The 13941-nt window shown below is 65.5% G+C and carries 13 protein-coding genes; 7 read left to right on the plus strand and 6 right to left on the minus strand.

Translation table 11 applies throughout. From position 1 onward, the window contains the following. The first annotated feature begins 44 nt into the window (after nt 1-44). Complete coding sequence (treZ, locus tag LX81_RS10990; RefSeq protein WP_111537374.1) at nt 45-1946, plus strand: malto-oligosyltrehalose trehalohydrolase; 1902 nt, start codon at nt 45-47, stop codon at nt 1944-1946. Between the two features lie 139 nt (nt 1947-2085). On the opposite strand, the gene LX81_RS10995 is transcribed toward treZ, so the two are convergent. Beyond that, nucleotides 2086-2730, minus strand: a complete 645-nt coding sequence (locus LX81_RS10995) for a GntR family transcriptional regulator (protein WP_111537375.1) — start codon at nt 2728-2730, stop codon at nt 2086-2088. Nucleotides 2731-2827: 97 nt separating this feature from the next. On the opposite strand from LX81_RS10995, the gene LX81_RS11000 reads away from it, so the two are divergent. From LX81_RS11000 to LX81_RS11025, 6 genes are all read left to right on the plus strand, one after another. Further along, entirely contained in the window at nt 2828-3235 is a 408-nt protein-coding gene (locus LX81_RS11000) for a cobalamin B12-binding domain-containing protein (protein ID WP_111537376.1), read from the plus strand. Beyond that, entirely contained in the window at nt 3235-4680 is a 1446-nt protein-coding gene (locus LX81_RS11005) for a phenylacetate--CoA ligase family protein (RefSeq protein ID WP_111537377.1), read from the plus strand. The genes LX81_RS11000 and LX81_RS11005 overlap by 1 nt, the downstream gene beginning before the upstream one ends. After that, the gene (meaB, locus tag LX81_RS11010) at nt 4680-5645 is read left to right on the plus strand and encodes a methylmalonyl Co-A mutase-associated GTPase MeaB (protein WP_234822574.1); all 966 of its coding nucleotides are present in this window, start codon (nt 4680-4682) and stop codon (nt 5643-5645) included. The genes LX81_RS11005 and meaB overlap by 1 nt, the downstream gene beginning before the upstream one ends. Next, the gene (locus tag LX81_RS11015; RefSeq protein ID WP_111537379.1) at nt 5642-7333 is read left to right on the plus strand and encodes a methylmalonyl-CoA mutase family protein; all 1692 of its coding nucleotides are present in this window, start codon (nt 5642-5644) and stop codon (nt 7331-7333) included. The genes meaB and LX81_RS11015 overlap by 4 nt, the downstream gene beginning before the upstream one ends. Nucleotides 7334-7499: 166 nt before the next feature. Next, complete coding sequence (locus LX81_RS11020) at nt 7500-8537, plus strand: gamma carbonic anhydrase family protein (RefSeq protein WP_111537380.1); 1038 nt, start codon at nt 7500-7502, stop codon at nt 8535-8537. 146 nt (nt 8538-8683) lie between these two features. Then, nucleotides 8684-8968 (plus strand): hypothetical protein, encoded by a 285-nt coding sequence (locus LX81_RS11025; RefSeq protein WP_111537381.1) that lies wholly within the window; start codon nt 8684-8686, stop codon nt 8966-8968. A gap of 147 nt (nt 8969-9115) precedes the next feature. On the opposite strand, the gene LX81_RS11030 is transcribed toward LX81_RS11025, so the two are convergent. From LX81_RS11030 to LX81_RS11050, 5 genes are read right to left on the minus strand one after another with little or no spacing between them, the layout of a single operon-like run. Continuing rightward, nucleotides 9116-10342, minus strand: a complete 1227-nt coding sequence (locus LX81_RS11030) for an amidohydrolase family protein (protein WP_234822575.1) — start codon at nt 10340-10342, stop codon at nt 9116-9118. After that, the gene (locus LX81_RS11035) at nt 10333-11199 is read right to left on the minus strand and encodes a metal ABC transporter permease (protein ID WP_111537382.1); all 867 of its coding nucleotides are present in this window, start codon (nt 11197-11199) and stop codon (nt 10333-10335) included. The genes LX81_RS11030 and LX81_RS11035 overlap by 10 nt, the downstream gene beginning before the upstream one ends. Before the next feature lies 1 nt (nt 11200). Next, a complete protein-coding gene (locus LX81_RS11040) occupies nt 11201-12076 on the minus strand; it encodes a metal ABC transporter permease (RefSeq protein WP_146259416.1) in 876 nt (291 codons plus the stop codon). After that, the gene (locus LX81_RS11045; protein ID WP_111537384.1) at nt 12076-12978 is read right to left on the minus strand and encodes a manganese/iron ABC transporter ATP-binding protein; all 903 of its coding nucleotides are present in this window, start codon (nt 12976-12978) and stop codon (nt 12076-12078) included. Before LX81_RS11045 ends, LX81_RS11040 begins: the two co-directional genes overlap by 1 nt. Next, complete coding sequence (locus tag LX81_RS11050) at nt 12975-13868, minus strand: metal ABC transporter substrate-binding protein (protein ID WP_111537385.1); 894 nt, start codon at nt 13866-13868, stop codon at nt 12975-12977. The genes LX81_RS11045 and LX81_RS11050 overlap by 4 nt, the downstream gene beginning before the upstream one ends. Nucleotides 13869-13941: the final 73 nt, after the last annotated feature.

A 13941-nucleotide genomic window follows, 5' to 3' on the forward strand; every position in this document is an offset into this window, starting at 1 on the left:
CAGGACCGGCCGCGGCCCTGCGGCGCAAAATGACGGAACGAAGAATGACACCGAGCGACACCGATCTGCAGACATCCGGGAACGAGGCGACCGCGGAGGCGGGCGGCGAGCAGAGGGAACACCTTCCCGCCTGGGGCGCCGTTCCGCTCGACGGGGGAAAGGTGAGGTTCCGCCTCTGGGCGCCGGACATCGCGGCCGCCGGAGGGACGCTGAAACTTCGTCTCAACGACAGCACGCTCGACATGGAGGCGGAGGAGGGGGGCTGGTTCTCCCTTGCCACCGATGCCGCACCCGGGGATGCCTACCAGTATCTCCTCCCTGGCGAAACCGACGGGGACGGGCTGGCGGTCCCCGATCCGGCGTCCCGCGCACAGGCGGGCGACGTGCACGGTCCCTCCATCGTGACGGCTCCCGGGCGATACGAGTGGCGTGCCGAATGGTCGGGTCGCCCCTGGGAAGAAGCGGTCATCTACGAGTTCCACATCGGCACCTTCACCGACGAGGGGACGTTCCGCGCGGCGATCGAACGGCTCGACCACGTCGCGGCCGCAGGCTTCACCGCCATCGAGATCATGCCGGTGGCACAGTTCGCCGGAACGCGCGGCTGGGGCTACGACGGCGTGCTCCTCTATGCACCGCACTCGGCCTATGGTCGTCCCGACGATCTTCGCGCGCTCGTGGACGCGGCGCATGAGCGGGGGCTCATGGTTCTACTCGACGTCGTCTACAATCATTTCGGCCCGTCCGGGAATTACCTCAACGCCTACGCCACGGACTTCTTCCATTCGGAGCGGCAGACGCCCTGGGGCGACGCGATCGCCTACGACCGGCCTGCCGTCCGGCGGTTCGTGATCGACAACGTCCTCTACTGGCTCGAGGAATTCCGCCTCGACGGCCTGCGGTTCGACGCCATCGACCACGTCGACGATCCGTCCGACCCGGAAATCCTCGTCGAGGCGGCACGGGAGGTCCGGGCGCGCATCACGGATCGCCCGATTCACCTGACGACGGAGGACAATCGCAACATCACGCGGCTTCACGAGCGTGGCCCCGACAATTCCGTCCCGCTCTTCACCGGCGAATGGAACGACGACCTGCACAACGTGGCCCATGTCGTCGCGACGAACGAATCCGAAGGGTATTACGTTGATTTCGCCTCGCACCGTTGGGAGTATCTCGCGCGGGCGCTGGCCGAAGGTTTCGCCTATACCGGGCAGGTTTCGCCCCAGACGGGCGAGGAACGTGGCGTTCCTTCTGCGCATCTCCCGCCGGTGGCCTTCGTCGATTTCCTCCAGAACCACGACCAGATCGGAAACCGCGCTTTCGGAGAGCGTCTGCCGGCGCTCGCGAGCGAATGGCGCGTCGAACTCCTCACGTCCATGCTGCTTCTTTCCCCGCATATTCCGCTGATGTTCATGGGCGAGGAATACGGGGAGGAACGGCCGTTCTGTTTCTTCGCCGATTTCGAGGGGGAACTCGCGGAGAGCGTAACCGAGGGGCGCCGTCGCGAATTCGCCGATTTCGACGCGTTCTCCTCGACCGGGATTCATCACGTCCCCGATCCGATCTCGCCCTCGACCTTCGAGGCGTCGAAGCTCGACTGGTCCCGCGTCGGGACCGAGGATGGACGCGCCGTGCTCGACCGGGTCGGCAGGCTGCTCGATCTGAGACGCACCCATATCTTGCCGCATCTCGCGGCAACCGGGGGAAATTGCGGACGCATCCTGCGCATGGAGAACGGCGCCATTGCCATCGACTGGCACCTCGGAAAGGATGCCGCGGTCATCCTGCAGCTGCGCGCCAACTTCTCCGACGAGCCGGTCGACTTGCCCGCGGCGGAAGGCGAGCTCATCCACCGCGTGCAGGATCAGGAGCACGGCGTCGGCGACACGATCGGCTCCCCGCATTCGGCGCTGCATTTCGTGAAGAACCAGCATATGACCTGATGCCCCATGTCGAGCCGAGCGATCCCGCCACGGGCGGGGTCGCATCGCGGATCGTCGGGGTAAGGCTCCAGTACAATCCGTCGGTTACCGAGATCCGAGAAGCAAGATTATGTTGAATTTATCCGTGATGTCTTGAGCTTCACTCTTCCGGGATTTGCAGGGTCGCGTTGATCATGTGGGCGTGCATCATTGCTGCCGCACCCTCCGCATCGCCCTCGACCATGGATCGGAAGATCTCGTCATGCTCCTTCCAGACGCGCAGTGTCGCGCCCGGAACGTTCAGCACCTCGATCATGGCACGTTGCAGATGGCGCCAGTTCAGGCTCATCGTATCGGAGATGATGAGGTTGCCGCTCAGCGTATAGATCAGGTTGTGGAACTCGATATCGCAGCGTAGCGCGGCCGATCGTTCGCCGGCCTGGACCTGACGCTTTCCGCGCTCGATCACGTCTCGTCCGAGCGTGATGGCATCTCGCGTCAGTCGCCCGGTCGCGAGGCGCACCGCCAGAGGCTCGACCGCGGTCCTGAACGTGTAGATCGACTCGAAGATCGTGCGGTCGATCGGGGCCACGACCACGCCGCGCCGGCCGGTATCGTTCACGAAACGCTGCGCCTTCAGCATCGCGATCGCGCTGTTGACCGGCTGCCGCGAGACGGAAAGCCGCGCCGCGATCTCGTCCTGATTGAGGCGCTCTCCGGCCTTGATGCTCCCGGTGCAGATCGCCTCGAGCAGTGCCTCGTAGGTCTGATCCAGCAACGTCTTGTTCTGCGTCAACGCCCGCATCGGCTCTTCCTTCCCATCGAAAGACCACGACAGCCTTGACATGTCCCGCGGTCTCACATTTCGTATACGACATTCGATCCGAGGGAGGAGAATTATTATGGCCGCACCCATTCGCGTGCTTCTGGCGAAGATCGGTCTCGACGGCCACGACCGCGGCGTGAAGGTCGTCGCACGGACCTTGCGCGATGCCGGGATGGACGTGATCTATTCCGGTCTGCACCGTACGCCCGAGGAAGTCGTCTCGGCCGCCGTACAGGAAGACGTGGATGTGCTCGGCGTCTCTCTCCTTTCCGGCGTTCAGATGACCGTCTTTCCCAAGATCTTCAAGCTCCTGGAGGAGAACCGCGCCAAGGACATGATCATCATCGCGGGTGGCGTGATGCCCGACGAGGATGTGGAGGAGCTCAAGAAGATGGGCGTCGCGGAAGTGATGCTGCAGGACACCCCGCCCCAGAAGATCGTCGATACGCTCAGGGAGCTGGTCGAGGCGCGGGGCGTCCGCTGATGACCGCCCGGATGGAGCAATGGTCGTTCCCGCCGAAATTCGATGACGGCTATCTCCCCGATCCGGACAGCCGCTACTGGTTTTCGCACCGGGAGACGATGCCGGCTGCCGACCGGGACGCGGCGATCCTCGTCAGGCTACAGGAGATCTGCGCTTATGCCTATGACCACGCGCCCTTCTATCGTAGCAAATGGGACGAGGCAGGGTTTCATCCATCTCAATTGAAATCCCTCGAGGATTTCGAGGAACGCGTGCCGGTGATCCGGAAGGCGGATCTGCGTAGCTCGCAATCCTCCGCCCCGCCCTTTGGCGATTACCTCTGCGTGCCCGAAGGCGAGGTCCACCACATCCACGGGACGAGCGGGACGACGGGGCGGCCCACGGCCTTCGCGATCTCGCGCGAGGATTGGCGGGCGATCGCGAACGCCCATGCCCGGATCATGTGGGCCATGGGAATGCGGCCGGGCGACACGATCTGCGTGGCGGCGATCTTCAGCCTCTACATGGGCAGCTGGGGCGCGCTCGCGGGTGCGGAGCGGCTCGGGGCCAAGGCGTTCCCGTTCGGTGCCGGCGCCTCCGGCATGTCCTCGCGCTGCGCGCAATGGCTCGACATGCTGAAGCCTGCAGGCTTCTACGGTACGCCCACCTACGCCATCCATCTCGCGGAGACGGCGATCAAGGACGGGCTCGATCCGCGCAAGTTCGGCCTTCGCTACATGTTCTTCTCGGGCGAGCCCGGCGCCTCCATTCCGGCGGTGCGCGAGCGGATCGAGGATCTCTATGGCGCGTCCGTCTTCGATTGCGGCTCGATGGGAGAGATGACGCCCTGGATGCATCTGGGCGGCGCGCGGGGCACGCCCGGTATGCTGAGCTGGCAGGACATCGTCTATACCGAGGTCTGCGATCCCGAGACCCACTCCCGCGTGCCCTACGGCTCCCGGGGAACGCCGGTCTACACGCATCTCGAGCGGATGTCGCAGCCGATGATCCGGCTGGAATCGGGCGATCTCACGATCTGGGAAGACGGCCCGACACCGTGCGGGCGGACCTATCCGCACCTGCCCATGGGCATCATCGGACGGATCGACGACATGATCACGATCCGCGGCGAGAACGTCTATCCGAGCGAGATCGAGGCCGCGCTGAGCAAGACGGACGGCTATGGCGGCGAGCACCGGGTCTTCGTCACGCGCGAGGGAACGATGGACGAGATGATGATCTCCGTCGAACTCGACGACGCGGGCTGGCAGCAGGGAGACGAGCGGCGCAAGGCTTTCCATGCGCAGGTTTCGCGACAACTCCACGACATGCTGGGGCTCAGGGCGGCGGTCGAAGTCGTGGCGCCGAACAGCCACGAGCGCACCGATTTCAAGGCCAAGCGCGTGATCGACGACCGCGAGGCCTTCGCGGAGATGCGGCGACGTCAGGAAGGAGGATCGTCGTGATGGCAGATTACATCCCCTCCATGGACCTGATCGAACCGGCCTCGAAGGGAGAGACCTGGGCTGTGGCCCGCCTCATTTCCCGTGCGGAGGCGAACATGTCGGAGGTGCGCGAGGCCATCGGCGAGATCTACCGCCGTGCGGGCAACGCGCACGTGATCGGGCTGACCGGCGTTCCGGGCTCGGGCAAGTCGACGATGGTCGCGAAACTCGTGCACAAGCTGCGCGCCGCCGGCCGCCGCGTCGCGGTGGTGGCGATCGATCCGTCGAGCCCCTATTCCGGCGGATCGATCCTGGGCGACCGCATCCGCATGTCCGACCTGGCGCTGGACCGCGACGTCTTCATCCGCTCGATGGCGACGCATGGCTCGGTGGGCGGCATGGCCCATGCGGCGCTCGACGTGGTCGACATCCTCGACATCGCCGGCTTCGACAAGATCATCATCGAGACGGTCGGCGTCGGACAGGACGAGGTGGAGATCGCGAACGCCTCCCATACCACGGTGGTCGTCTCCGCGCCGGGCCTGGGCGACGAGGTGCAGGCGATCAAGGCCGGCATCCTCGAGATCGCCGATATCCATGTCGTCTCGAAATGCGACCGCTCGGATTCGAACAAGACGATGACCGATCTCAAGTCCATGCTTAGGGACGGCATCGGCCACGGCGTGCAGCCCAACTGGCGCGCACCCGTCATCGGTTCGAGTTCGTTCCAGGAGGAAGGGTTCGACGAGCTCGTCGCCGCCTTCGACAAGCACCTCGAAAGTCTCGAGGGCGAGCCCGGGCGGGCACGGCGCGAACAGATCTCGTCCTTTCGCCTGCGCAAGGCGGCGGAGGCCCTCATGCTTGAGCGTTTCGAGGCCCAGAGCGACTTCGACGGCGCCGCGACGGATGTCGCCGCACGGACCGTCGATCCCTACAGCGCGGCCGAAACGCTCGTGCGCAACTTTTCAAGCGAGGCAAGTTCATGACTGCAAGCATTTCCCAGATGTCGCCCGATCAGATCCGCGAAACCGTCGCGAAATGGGAGCAGGAGGAAGTCGCGGGGTTCCTCAAGCGCGCGCCCGAGCGCCGGGAGGAATTCTACACACTCGGTGACTTCCCGGTGAAGCGCACCTATACCGCCGCCGATATCGCCGACACGCCGGCGGAGGATATCGGTCTGCCGGGCAAGTATCCCTTCACCCGCGGCCCCTACCCCACCATGTACCGCGGCCGGAACTGGACAATGCGCCAGATTGCGGGCTTCGGCACCGGCGAGGACACGAACAAGCGCTTCAAGTTCCTGATCCAGCAGGGTCAAACCGGCATCTCCACCGATTTCGACATGCCGACGCTGATGGGTTACGACAGCGATCATCCAATGTCGGATGGCGAGGTGGGCCGCGAGGGCGTGGCCATCGACACGCTCGCCGATATGGAGGCGCTTCTGGAGGGCATCGATCTGGAGGAGATCTCGGTCTCCCTGACGATCAATCCCACCGCCTGGATCCTGCTCGCCATGTACATCGCGCTCGCGGAGAAGCGCGGCTACGATCTCGACAAGCTCTCGGGCACGGTGCAGGCCGACATCCTCAAGGAATACATGGCGCAGAAGGAGTTCATCTACCCGATCACGCCATCGGTCCGGATCGTGCGCGACATCATCTCCTACTCGGCGAAGACGATGAAGCGCTACAACCCGATCAACATCTCGGGCTACCACATCTCCGAAGCCGGTTCCTCGCCGCTCCACGAGGCCGCCTTCACGCTCGCGAACCTCACCGTCTATGTCGACGAGGTGCTGAAGACCGGCGTCGACATCGACGATTTCGCGCCGCGGCTTGCCTTCTTCTTCGTCTGCCAGGCCGATTTCTTCGAGGAGATCGCGAAGTTCCGCGCGCTGCGCCGCTGCTACGCCAAGATCATGAAGGAGCGCTACGGCGCGAAGAAGCCGGAATCGATGCGTCTGCGCTTCCATTGCCAGACCGCCGCGGCCTCTCTGACGAAACCGCAATACATGGTCAACGTCATGCGCACGACGACGCAGGCGCTGGCCGCGGTTCTGGGCGGTGCGCAATCGCTGCACACGAACGGTTACGACGAGGCCTTCGCGATCCCGACGGAGCACGCCATGCAGCTCGCGCTCCGCACGCAGCAGGTGATCGCGGACGAGACCGGCGTGACGCAGGTCGTCGACCCGCTGGGCGGCTCCTATTATGTGGAGTCGCTCACCAACGAGTACGAGAAGAAGATCTTCGAGATCCTCGACGAGGTAGAAGAACGCGGCGGCACGATCAAGCTGATCGAGGAAGGCTGGTTCCAGAAACACATTGCCGATTTCGCCTACGAGACGGCTCTGAAGAAGCAGTCCGGCGAGAAGCCCGTAATCGGCGTCAATCGCTACGTAAGCGAGGAGGCCGACCCGAAGATCGAGGTTCACCCCTACGATGCCACCACAGCGGAGCGGCAGATCAACCGCACGAGAAGCGTTCGGGAGAACCGCGACGAGGCGAAGGTGCAGTCTCTCCTCGACGAACTCGTCGCCACCGCGAAGGACGAGAACGCCAATATCATGCCGGTCACGATCAAGCTGGTGAAGGAGGGGGCAACGATGGGCGACATCGTCGAGAAGCTGAAGGAAATCTGGGGCATCTACCGCGAGACGCCGGTCTTCTGATATCCGGCTCACACCGGCGCCGGTCCCCGATCCACCTCCGTCAGCGGGTCGGGTCCGGCCGTCGGACCGGCTTGCCCGGAACCATACCGCTCACCACGCCTTCGCCGCTATATGGGGCGGTGAAGGCCGGCGCCCCGGCGAAACCGCCGACCGGAGGAGAACATTCATGCCGAACGACCCGATGTCGATCCTGACCCCCTATCACGGGACCAAGCCCGAATTCGCGGGGCCGCCCGCCTATGCGGGGGCCGGAGCGGCCGTGCTCGGCCGGGCACGGATCGGGCGCGATGCCTGGCTCGGCCCCTGCAGCGTCATCCGCGCCGATGGTCATTGCGTCGAGATCGGGGACGACTTCTTCCTCTCCGAGCATGCGACGGTCCATATCGCGCACGACGTCCTGCCCACCCATATCGCCCATCACGTGACCGCCGGGCCGCGCAGCGTCATCCATGCCTGTGACGTGGCCTCCGACTGCGTGGTCGAGCGCGAGGCTGTGATCCTCGACGGCGCCAGGATCGGCCCCGGCGCCGTGATCTCCGCGCGCTCCGTCGTCTTTCCCAGGACCGAGCTCGAGGGAGGCTGGATCTATGCGGGCGTGCCCGCCAAGCCCGTAGAGCGGATCGATGCCGCCGGTCTCGAGGCACGTCACCAGAAACTCCGCGCCGAGCAGCGAACCGGCGATGCAGTCGCTATGAGGCAGGAAGCCCCCGCTTTCTTCCTCGCCCCCTCCGCCACGACGATCGGGGAGATTTCGTGCGGAATCGAAGTCGGAATCTGGTACGGCTGCGAACTCGATGCCGGTACCGGAAGCATCACGATAGGCGACGGCACGAACGTACAGGACAATTCGCTCCTGCGCTGCGGATCGGGCAAGATCGAGATCGCGGGCGACGTCACGATCGGCCATAACGTCACGCTCGCGGAATGCCGCGTGGAGACACGCAGCCTGGTCGGCATCGGTGCCGTTATCGCGCCCGGCACGGTCGTCGAGAAGGACGTGCTCGTCGCTGCGGGTGCCGAGACCGAGCCGGGGCAAGTCCTGACGTCGGGCAAGGTCTGGGCCGGGCGGCCTGCAAAGCCGATCGGGGACATGAACGAGGCGCGCCGCAAGATGCTGTCGGAGACGCTGCCGACCTACCGCGGCTACGCCGCTCATTTCCGCGACGCGGATGTCGCGCCGATCCCGACTCGCCAATCCGAGTGAGGATTGCGTTTTCAATTCTTTGGCGTACGGATCGACCAGATCCGGCCACCTAAACTTCTCGATTTGACCCCGCGCGCATCTTAGAGTTGCAATTTTCGAAAAAATCACGTACGCATCTAACTGTTGCGTGTGTGAGGCGCCGAGTTATGAGCGCAATTCCCCGGAATGAAGTTCGATTATCATCCGACCCTCACGCGTCGGATACCCAACAGCATGGCACGGACGAAAAACCGGGCTACTGGGACGAAATCGGATACGCGCTCGCCCGTACGATCATTCTTATCGCGAGCGGAAGCGCGACAGTGGCGTTTTACGTCTGGATCGCATCGCTGTTTCTGCCGTCAATCGCTCCGGCGATCGCCATCGGCTTGATCGTCTTCGGCGGTTTGGTCGGAGGGATGTGCAGTCTAATTCTCGGTGGTCGACGCTAGCCGGACGTCCTGCGTCCCTTCCGCAAACATTTCTGCGACGGCGAGATGGACTGATCTGCCTTGTGCCCCATGAGGTTGTGCTGCTTCCAGGGCTTTGCGATCCCGGGGCCTCGCCGACATGCAGATAGCTTGCCTCAACCTACCTCTTTAGGCGGAACATGGCGACAGCAGCCTGACCGAAGGGCGACAGAAGCTCTGCCGTCCCGCCTTCACGCCCAGCCGCGCCGGGGCTAGGCGGCGGACGGCATCGGCGGGGCCCTCCGCGTCGAGGACGACGATATCGGCAGGCGCGCCGGGCTCGATCCTCAAGGCCGGGCGGTTCATGAGCGCGCGCGCGTCCTCCGATACGAGGGAGAAGCAGCGCGCGAGCCCTTCCGCATCGCCGATCCGGGCCACGTGCGCATAGAGATGGGCGATCCGAAGCGCGGAGCCGTCGCCGAAGGGGGTGAACGGATTGAGCACGTTGTTCGTCGAAAGCGAGCAGCGGCAGCCCTTCGCCGCGTGGACCGGGGCCACGCCGCGGGGCACGAGATGCTCTGCGCCCTGCCCCATCAGGAAAAGATCGGTCGAGGGCAGCGCGGTGAGCCCGATCCCCGCCGCCGCGAGCCGGTCCGTCATCCCCTCGCGCGCTTCCCGCGCCACGGCGGAAAGGCGGTTGACGTGACCCACGACCACGCGCCCCTGCCAGCTGGCGGCCTCGGTCCGTTCGATCACCGCGTGAAGCGTCGAGAGATCGGGATCGAGGTCGAAGTCGAGATGCATATCGAGATCGACATCATGCTCCACCGCCATGTCGAAGAGGATGTCGAGCTGCGCCATCGGGTCGTCGTCGGTGTAGGGACAGGCCCCGAGCACCGTCGCCCCCGCGGCCAGCCCCTCGCGCAGCAGCGTCTCCGTTCCGGGCAGGTTCGTCAGACCGTCCTGCGGAAAGACGCAGATCTCCGTCTCGATCCCCCAGGCGCGCGCGGAAGCAGCCTCCATCACGCCCTCGAGGCCGGTGAGCCCCACGACGGGATCGACCTCGACCTGCGTCCGCAACAGCGTCGTGCCCTGGGCGATCATCATGTCGAGCACCCGGCCCGCCCGGGCCGCGACATCGTCGCGGGTGAAATCGGCCTTGGCCTCCTTCACCGCCGCGATCGCGGCCTTCGGATCGCCGCCCGCCTGCGTCCGGTCGAGAAGACAGGCCTTGTCGAGGTGCACGTGGCTTTCGACGAAGCCCGGGAAGGCGTATCCACCGGCGCCGTCGAGCGTCTTCGTTTCCGCCTTCGTCGCGAGGCGCGGCGCGATCTCCACGATCCGCCCGTCCGCGACGCCCAGATCGACCGGAGCCGCGCCCGGGGCGAGGATGACATTGCGGACGATCAGCTCCAAGATGCCGCTCCGTCCTCGCGTATGCGCGTCCGGGAGGCCGCCCGCACCGCGCGGACGCGCCGCAGGAAGGCCACGAGGAAGATCGCCGTGAGGATCAGGACGATGGTCGGCGCGGGCGCGCTGTCGAGGAAGAAGCTCGCATAGACCCCCGCGAGCATCGCGACCATGCAGGTCACGACGGCGACGGCGAGCATCTTCCCGAAGCTCCTGACGGACAGGAACGCGATCGCTCCGGGCGCGATGAGGAGCGCCACGGCGAGGATCAGTCCCGTGGCCGACAGCGTCGCCACGATGGTTAGCGACAGGATCGAGAGAAGCCCGTAATGGAGCAGGCCCGTCCGGAGCCCGCTCGCCCGCGCCTGTGCCGGGTCGAAGGCATGGAGAAGCAGGTCCTTCCATTTCAGGAGCAGGGCTGCGGAGACCGGCGCCGCGATAAGCCCCGTGGTCCAGAGATCGCCCGTGCCGACACCCAGCATGTTGCCGAAGAGCACGTGGTCGAGATGCTCGTTCGTATGGATCGATGTGTAGAGGATGAGGCCCAGGCCGAACATGCCGGAGAAGACTACGCCCATCACCGTGTCGTGCTTCACCCGGCTGTTCTCGCTCAGATAGCCCGTGGCCACCGCGCAGGTCATGCCGGCCGCGAAGGCGCCCAGGATCAGCGGCAATCCGGTGATCCAGGCAAGCACGATGCCGGGCAGGACAGCGTGGCTCACCGCATCGCCCATCAGCGCCCAACCCTTGAGGACGAGGAAGCACGACAGGAGCGCCGTCGGAACGGAGACGAGGATCGCGATTGCGAACGCGTTCTGCATGAACGGGAATTGCAGCGGCAGGAGCAGTGTCTCGAGGTTCATCTCAGGCTTCCCCGGGCGCGTTCGGAACGACCGCCGCGGCTTTTCCAGCCTTCCGGCGCGCGGCGAGAAGCCCGTGCTTCGGCGCGAGGACGAAGGCCGCGAGGAAGATCGCCGTCTGCAGCACGACGATCACGCCGCCCGTTGCCCCGTCGAGAAAATAGCTTGCATAGGCCCCGAGAAAACTCGTCGCCGACCCGATCGCGACCGCGACGACGAGAAGGCGCGGAAAGCGGTCGCAAAGCAGGTAGGCCGTGGCGCCCGGCGTCACCACCATCGCGATGACGAGGAATGCGCCCACTGTCTGCATCGCCGCGACGACGGCGGCCGACAGCAACACGAAGAACATGGCCTTCAGAAGCCCGGGCCTGAGGCCGATGGACCGCGCATGGGTCTCGTCGAAGAAGACGACCATCAGGTCCTTCCACTTCAGAAGCAGGACCGCGAGCGAGACCACGCCGATGAGGGCGAGCTGCAGCGTGTCGCCGGGCGTGATGGCGAGGATGTTGCCCATGGTGATGGTCTGGATCGACACCGCGACCGGGTTCAGCGACACCATGAAGAGGCCGAGCCCGAAGAAGGCGGTGAAGATCAGCCCGATCACGACGTCGACCTTGAGACCGGAGCGGTCCGACAGGAACAGCATCGCGCCCGCCGCGAGCCCGCCCGCGAGGAACGCGCCGAGCGCGAAGGGCAGTCCCAGCATGTAGGCACCCGCGACCCCCGGCACGACGGAATGCGACAGCGCGTCGCCGATCAGGCTCCAACCCTTCAGCATGAGATAGCACGACAGGAAGCCGCACAGCCCGCCCACGAGTGCGGAGACCCACATCGCGTTCGTCATGTAGCCATAGGAGAACGGCTCGAGCAGGATCCCCATCATTCCCGCTCTCCCCGGACCTGCGCGCGGTCGCCGTAATGGACGAGCGGCCGTTCGTCGTCGGTGAAGATGGAGATCTGGCGCGCATCGTCGGCATGGTCGTCATGCAGGTCCGCGCCCCCCAGCGTAAAGTGGCGCAGCACACCGCCGAAGGCACGCTCGAGATTGGCGCGGGTGAAGGTCGTCTCCGTCGGGCCATAGGCGAGCACGGTGCCCTTCACGAGAACGGTGCGGTCGCAGAACTCCGGCACGGAGCCGAGATTGTGCGTGGAGACGAGCATCACGCGCCCCTCGTCCTTCAACTCGCGCAGGAGCGTCACGATCTGCTCCTCGGTCTGGACATCGACGCCGGTGAAGGGTTCGTCGAGAAGGATAACCTGACCGTCCTGCGCGAGCGCGCGGGCGAGGAAGACGCGCTTGCGCTGCCCGCCCGAGAGCTCGCCGATCTGGCGCTGGCGATACTCGCTCATGCCGACGCGGGCGAGCGCCTGCGCCACGGCCTCCCGGTCGGTCGCCGAGGCGCGGCGGAGAAAGCCCATATGCCCGTAGCGGCCCATCATGACGACGTCCTCGACGAGCACCGGGAAGGCCCAGTCCACCTCCTCGGATTGCGGGACATAGGCCACGAGGTTCTCGCGCAGGGCGTCGCGCACGCTGCGCCCGAGAAGCCGGATCTCGCCCTGCGACGCGGGCACGAACCCCATGATCGCCTTGAAGAGCGTCGACTTGCCGGCGCCGTTCACGCCCACGAGCGCGGTCACGGTGCCGCGCGGGATCTCGAAGCTCGCCCGCGTGAGCGCGGTATGGCCATTACGATAGGTCACGGTCAGGTCCCGCGCGAGGATGCCGCCCCCCGGCCCGTCCGCCGAGATCCGTGCCTCGAGAGGCTCCGTGGGGATCATCGCGTCCCCGCCCCGAGCCCGTCCGCGATTGTCTCCGACGTCACGCGCAGCAGGTCGAGATAGGTGGGCACCGGGCCGTCCGGCTCTGACAGGCTGTCGACATAGAGGACGCCGCCGTAATCGGCGCCCGTCTCCCGCGCGACCTGTTCGGCCGGAGAGGTGTTCACGGTACTCTCGCAGAAGACGGCCGGGACTTCGTGCTCTCGCACCCCGTCGATCACCGCGCGCACCTGCTGCGGCGTGCCGGTCTGATCGGCGTTCATCGGCCAGAGATAGAGTTCCTGCATCCCGTAATCGCGCGCGAGATAGGAGAAGGCGCCCTCGCAGGTGACGAGCCACCGCTGCGCCTCGGGGATCGCCGCGATCCGGTCGCGCACGGGGCCGATCGTTTCGCGGATCCGCGCCTTGTAGGCTCCGGCATTGGCCGCATAGAGGTCCGCGTTCTCCGGATCGGCTTCGGCGAAGGCCGCGGCGATGTTGTCGACGTAGATCTCCGCGTTCTCGAGCCCCATCCAGGCATGGGGGTTCGACTGCCCCTCGTAGGCGCCCTCGGCGATCGGGATCGGGTCGATCCCATCGGTCAGCGTGGCCGAGGGCAGGTCGCCGAGATTGGCGAGGAACTGCTCGAACCAGCGTTCGAGGTTCAGCCCGTTCCACAATATCAGGTCCGCGCCATGCGCCCGCACGATGTCCTGCGGCGTCGGCTCGTAGCCGTGGATCTCCGCGCCCGGCCGGGTGACTGAAACGACCTCCGCCGCCTCCCCGCCAACGTTCTGCGCCATGTCGGCGAGCACCGTGAAGGTCGTCACCACCTTGAGCGGCCCGCCTTCCTGCGCCGTGGCACCTGCCGCCAGACAGGTCAGCGCCACGCCGGCAATCAACACGCGCATGAAATCTCTCCAATGAAGTCCCGCACCTGATAATGCAATTCATTCGCAAAAGTCAATGTCCGCACCCTGCTTG

The sequence above is a fragment of the Palleronia aestuarii genome, assembly GCF_003253995.1.
GTDB classification, from domain to species: domain Bacteria; phylum Pseudomonadota; class Alphaproteobacteria; order Rhodobacterales; family Rhodobacteraceae; genus Palleronia; species Palleronia aestuarii.

Bases quoted from the DNA above. Each gene is read 5' to 3' on its own strand.
- LX81_RS11015 (WP_111537379.1), top strand. From the start codon at position 5,642: ATGACTGCAAGCATTTCCCAGATGTCGCCCGATCAGATCCGCGAAACC.
- LX81_RS11005 (WP_111537377.1), top strand. From the start codon at position 3,235: ATGACCGCCCGGATGGAGCAATGGTCGTTCCCGCCGAAATTCGATGAC.
- LX81_RS11000 (WP_111537376.1), top strand. From the start codon at position 2,828: ATGGCCGCACCCATTCGCGTGCTTCTGGCGAAGATCGGTCTCGACGGC.
- LX81_RS11035 (WP_111537382.1), bottom strand. From the start codon at position 11,199: ATGAACCTCGAGACACTGCTCCTGCCGCTGCAATTCCCGTTCATGCAG.
- treZ (WP_111537374.1), top strand. From the start codon at position 45: ATGACACCGAGCGACACCGATCTGCAGACATCCGGGAACGAGGCGACC.
- LX81_RS10995 (WP_111537375.1), bottom strand. From the start codon at position 2,730: ATGCGGGCGTTGACGCAGAACAAGACGTTGCTGGATCAGACCTACGAG.
- LX81_RS11020 (WP_111537380.1), top strand. From the start codon at position 7,500: ATGCCGAACGACCCGATGTCGATCCTGACCCCCTATCACGGGACCAAG.
- LX81_RS11040 (WP_146259416.1), bottom strand. From the start codon at position 12,076: ATGGGGATCCTGCTCGAGCCGTTCTCCTATGGCTACATGACGAACGCG.
- meaB (WP_234822574.1), top strand. From the start codon at position 4,680: ATGGCAGATTACATCCCCTCCATGGACCTGATCGAACCGGCCTCGAAG.
- LX81_RS11045 (WP_111537384.1), bottom strand. From the start codon at position 12,978: ATGATCCCCACGGAGCCTCTCGAGGCACGGATCTCGGCGGACGGGCCG.
- LX81_RS11025 (WP_111537381.1), top strand. From the start codon at position 8,684: ATGAGCGCAATTCCCCGGAATGAAGTTCGATTATCATCCGACCCTCAC.
- LX81_RS11050 (WP_111537385.1), bottom strand. From the start codon at position 13,868: ATGCGCGTGTTGATTGCCGGCGTGGCGCTGACCTGTCTGGCGGCAGGT.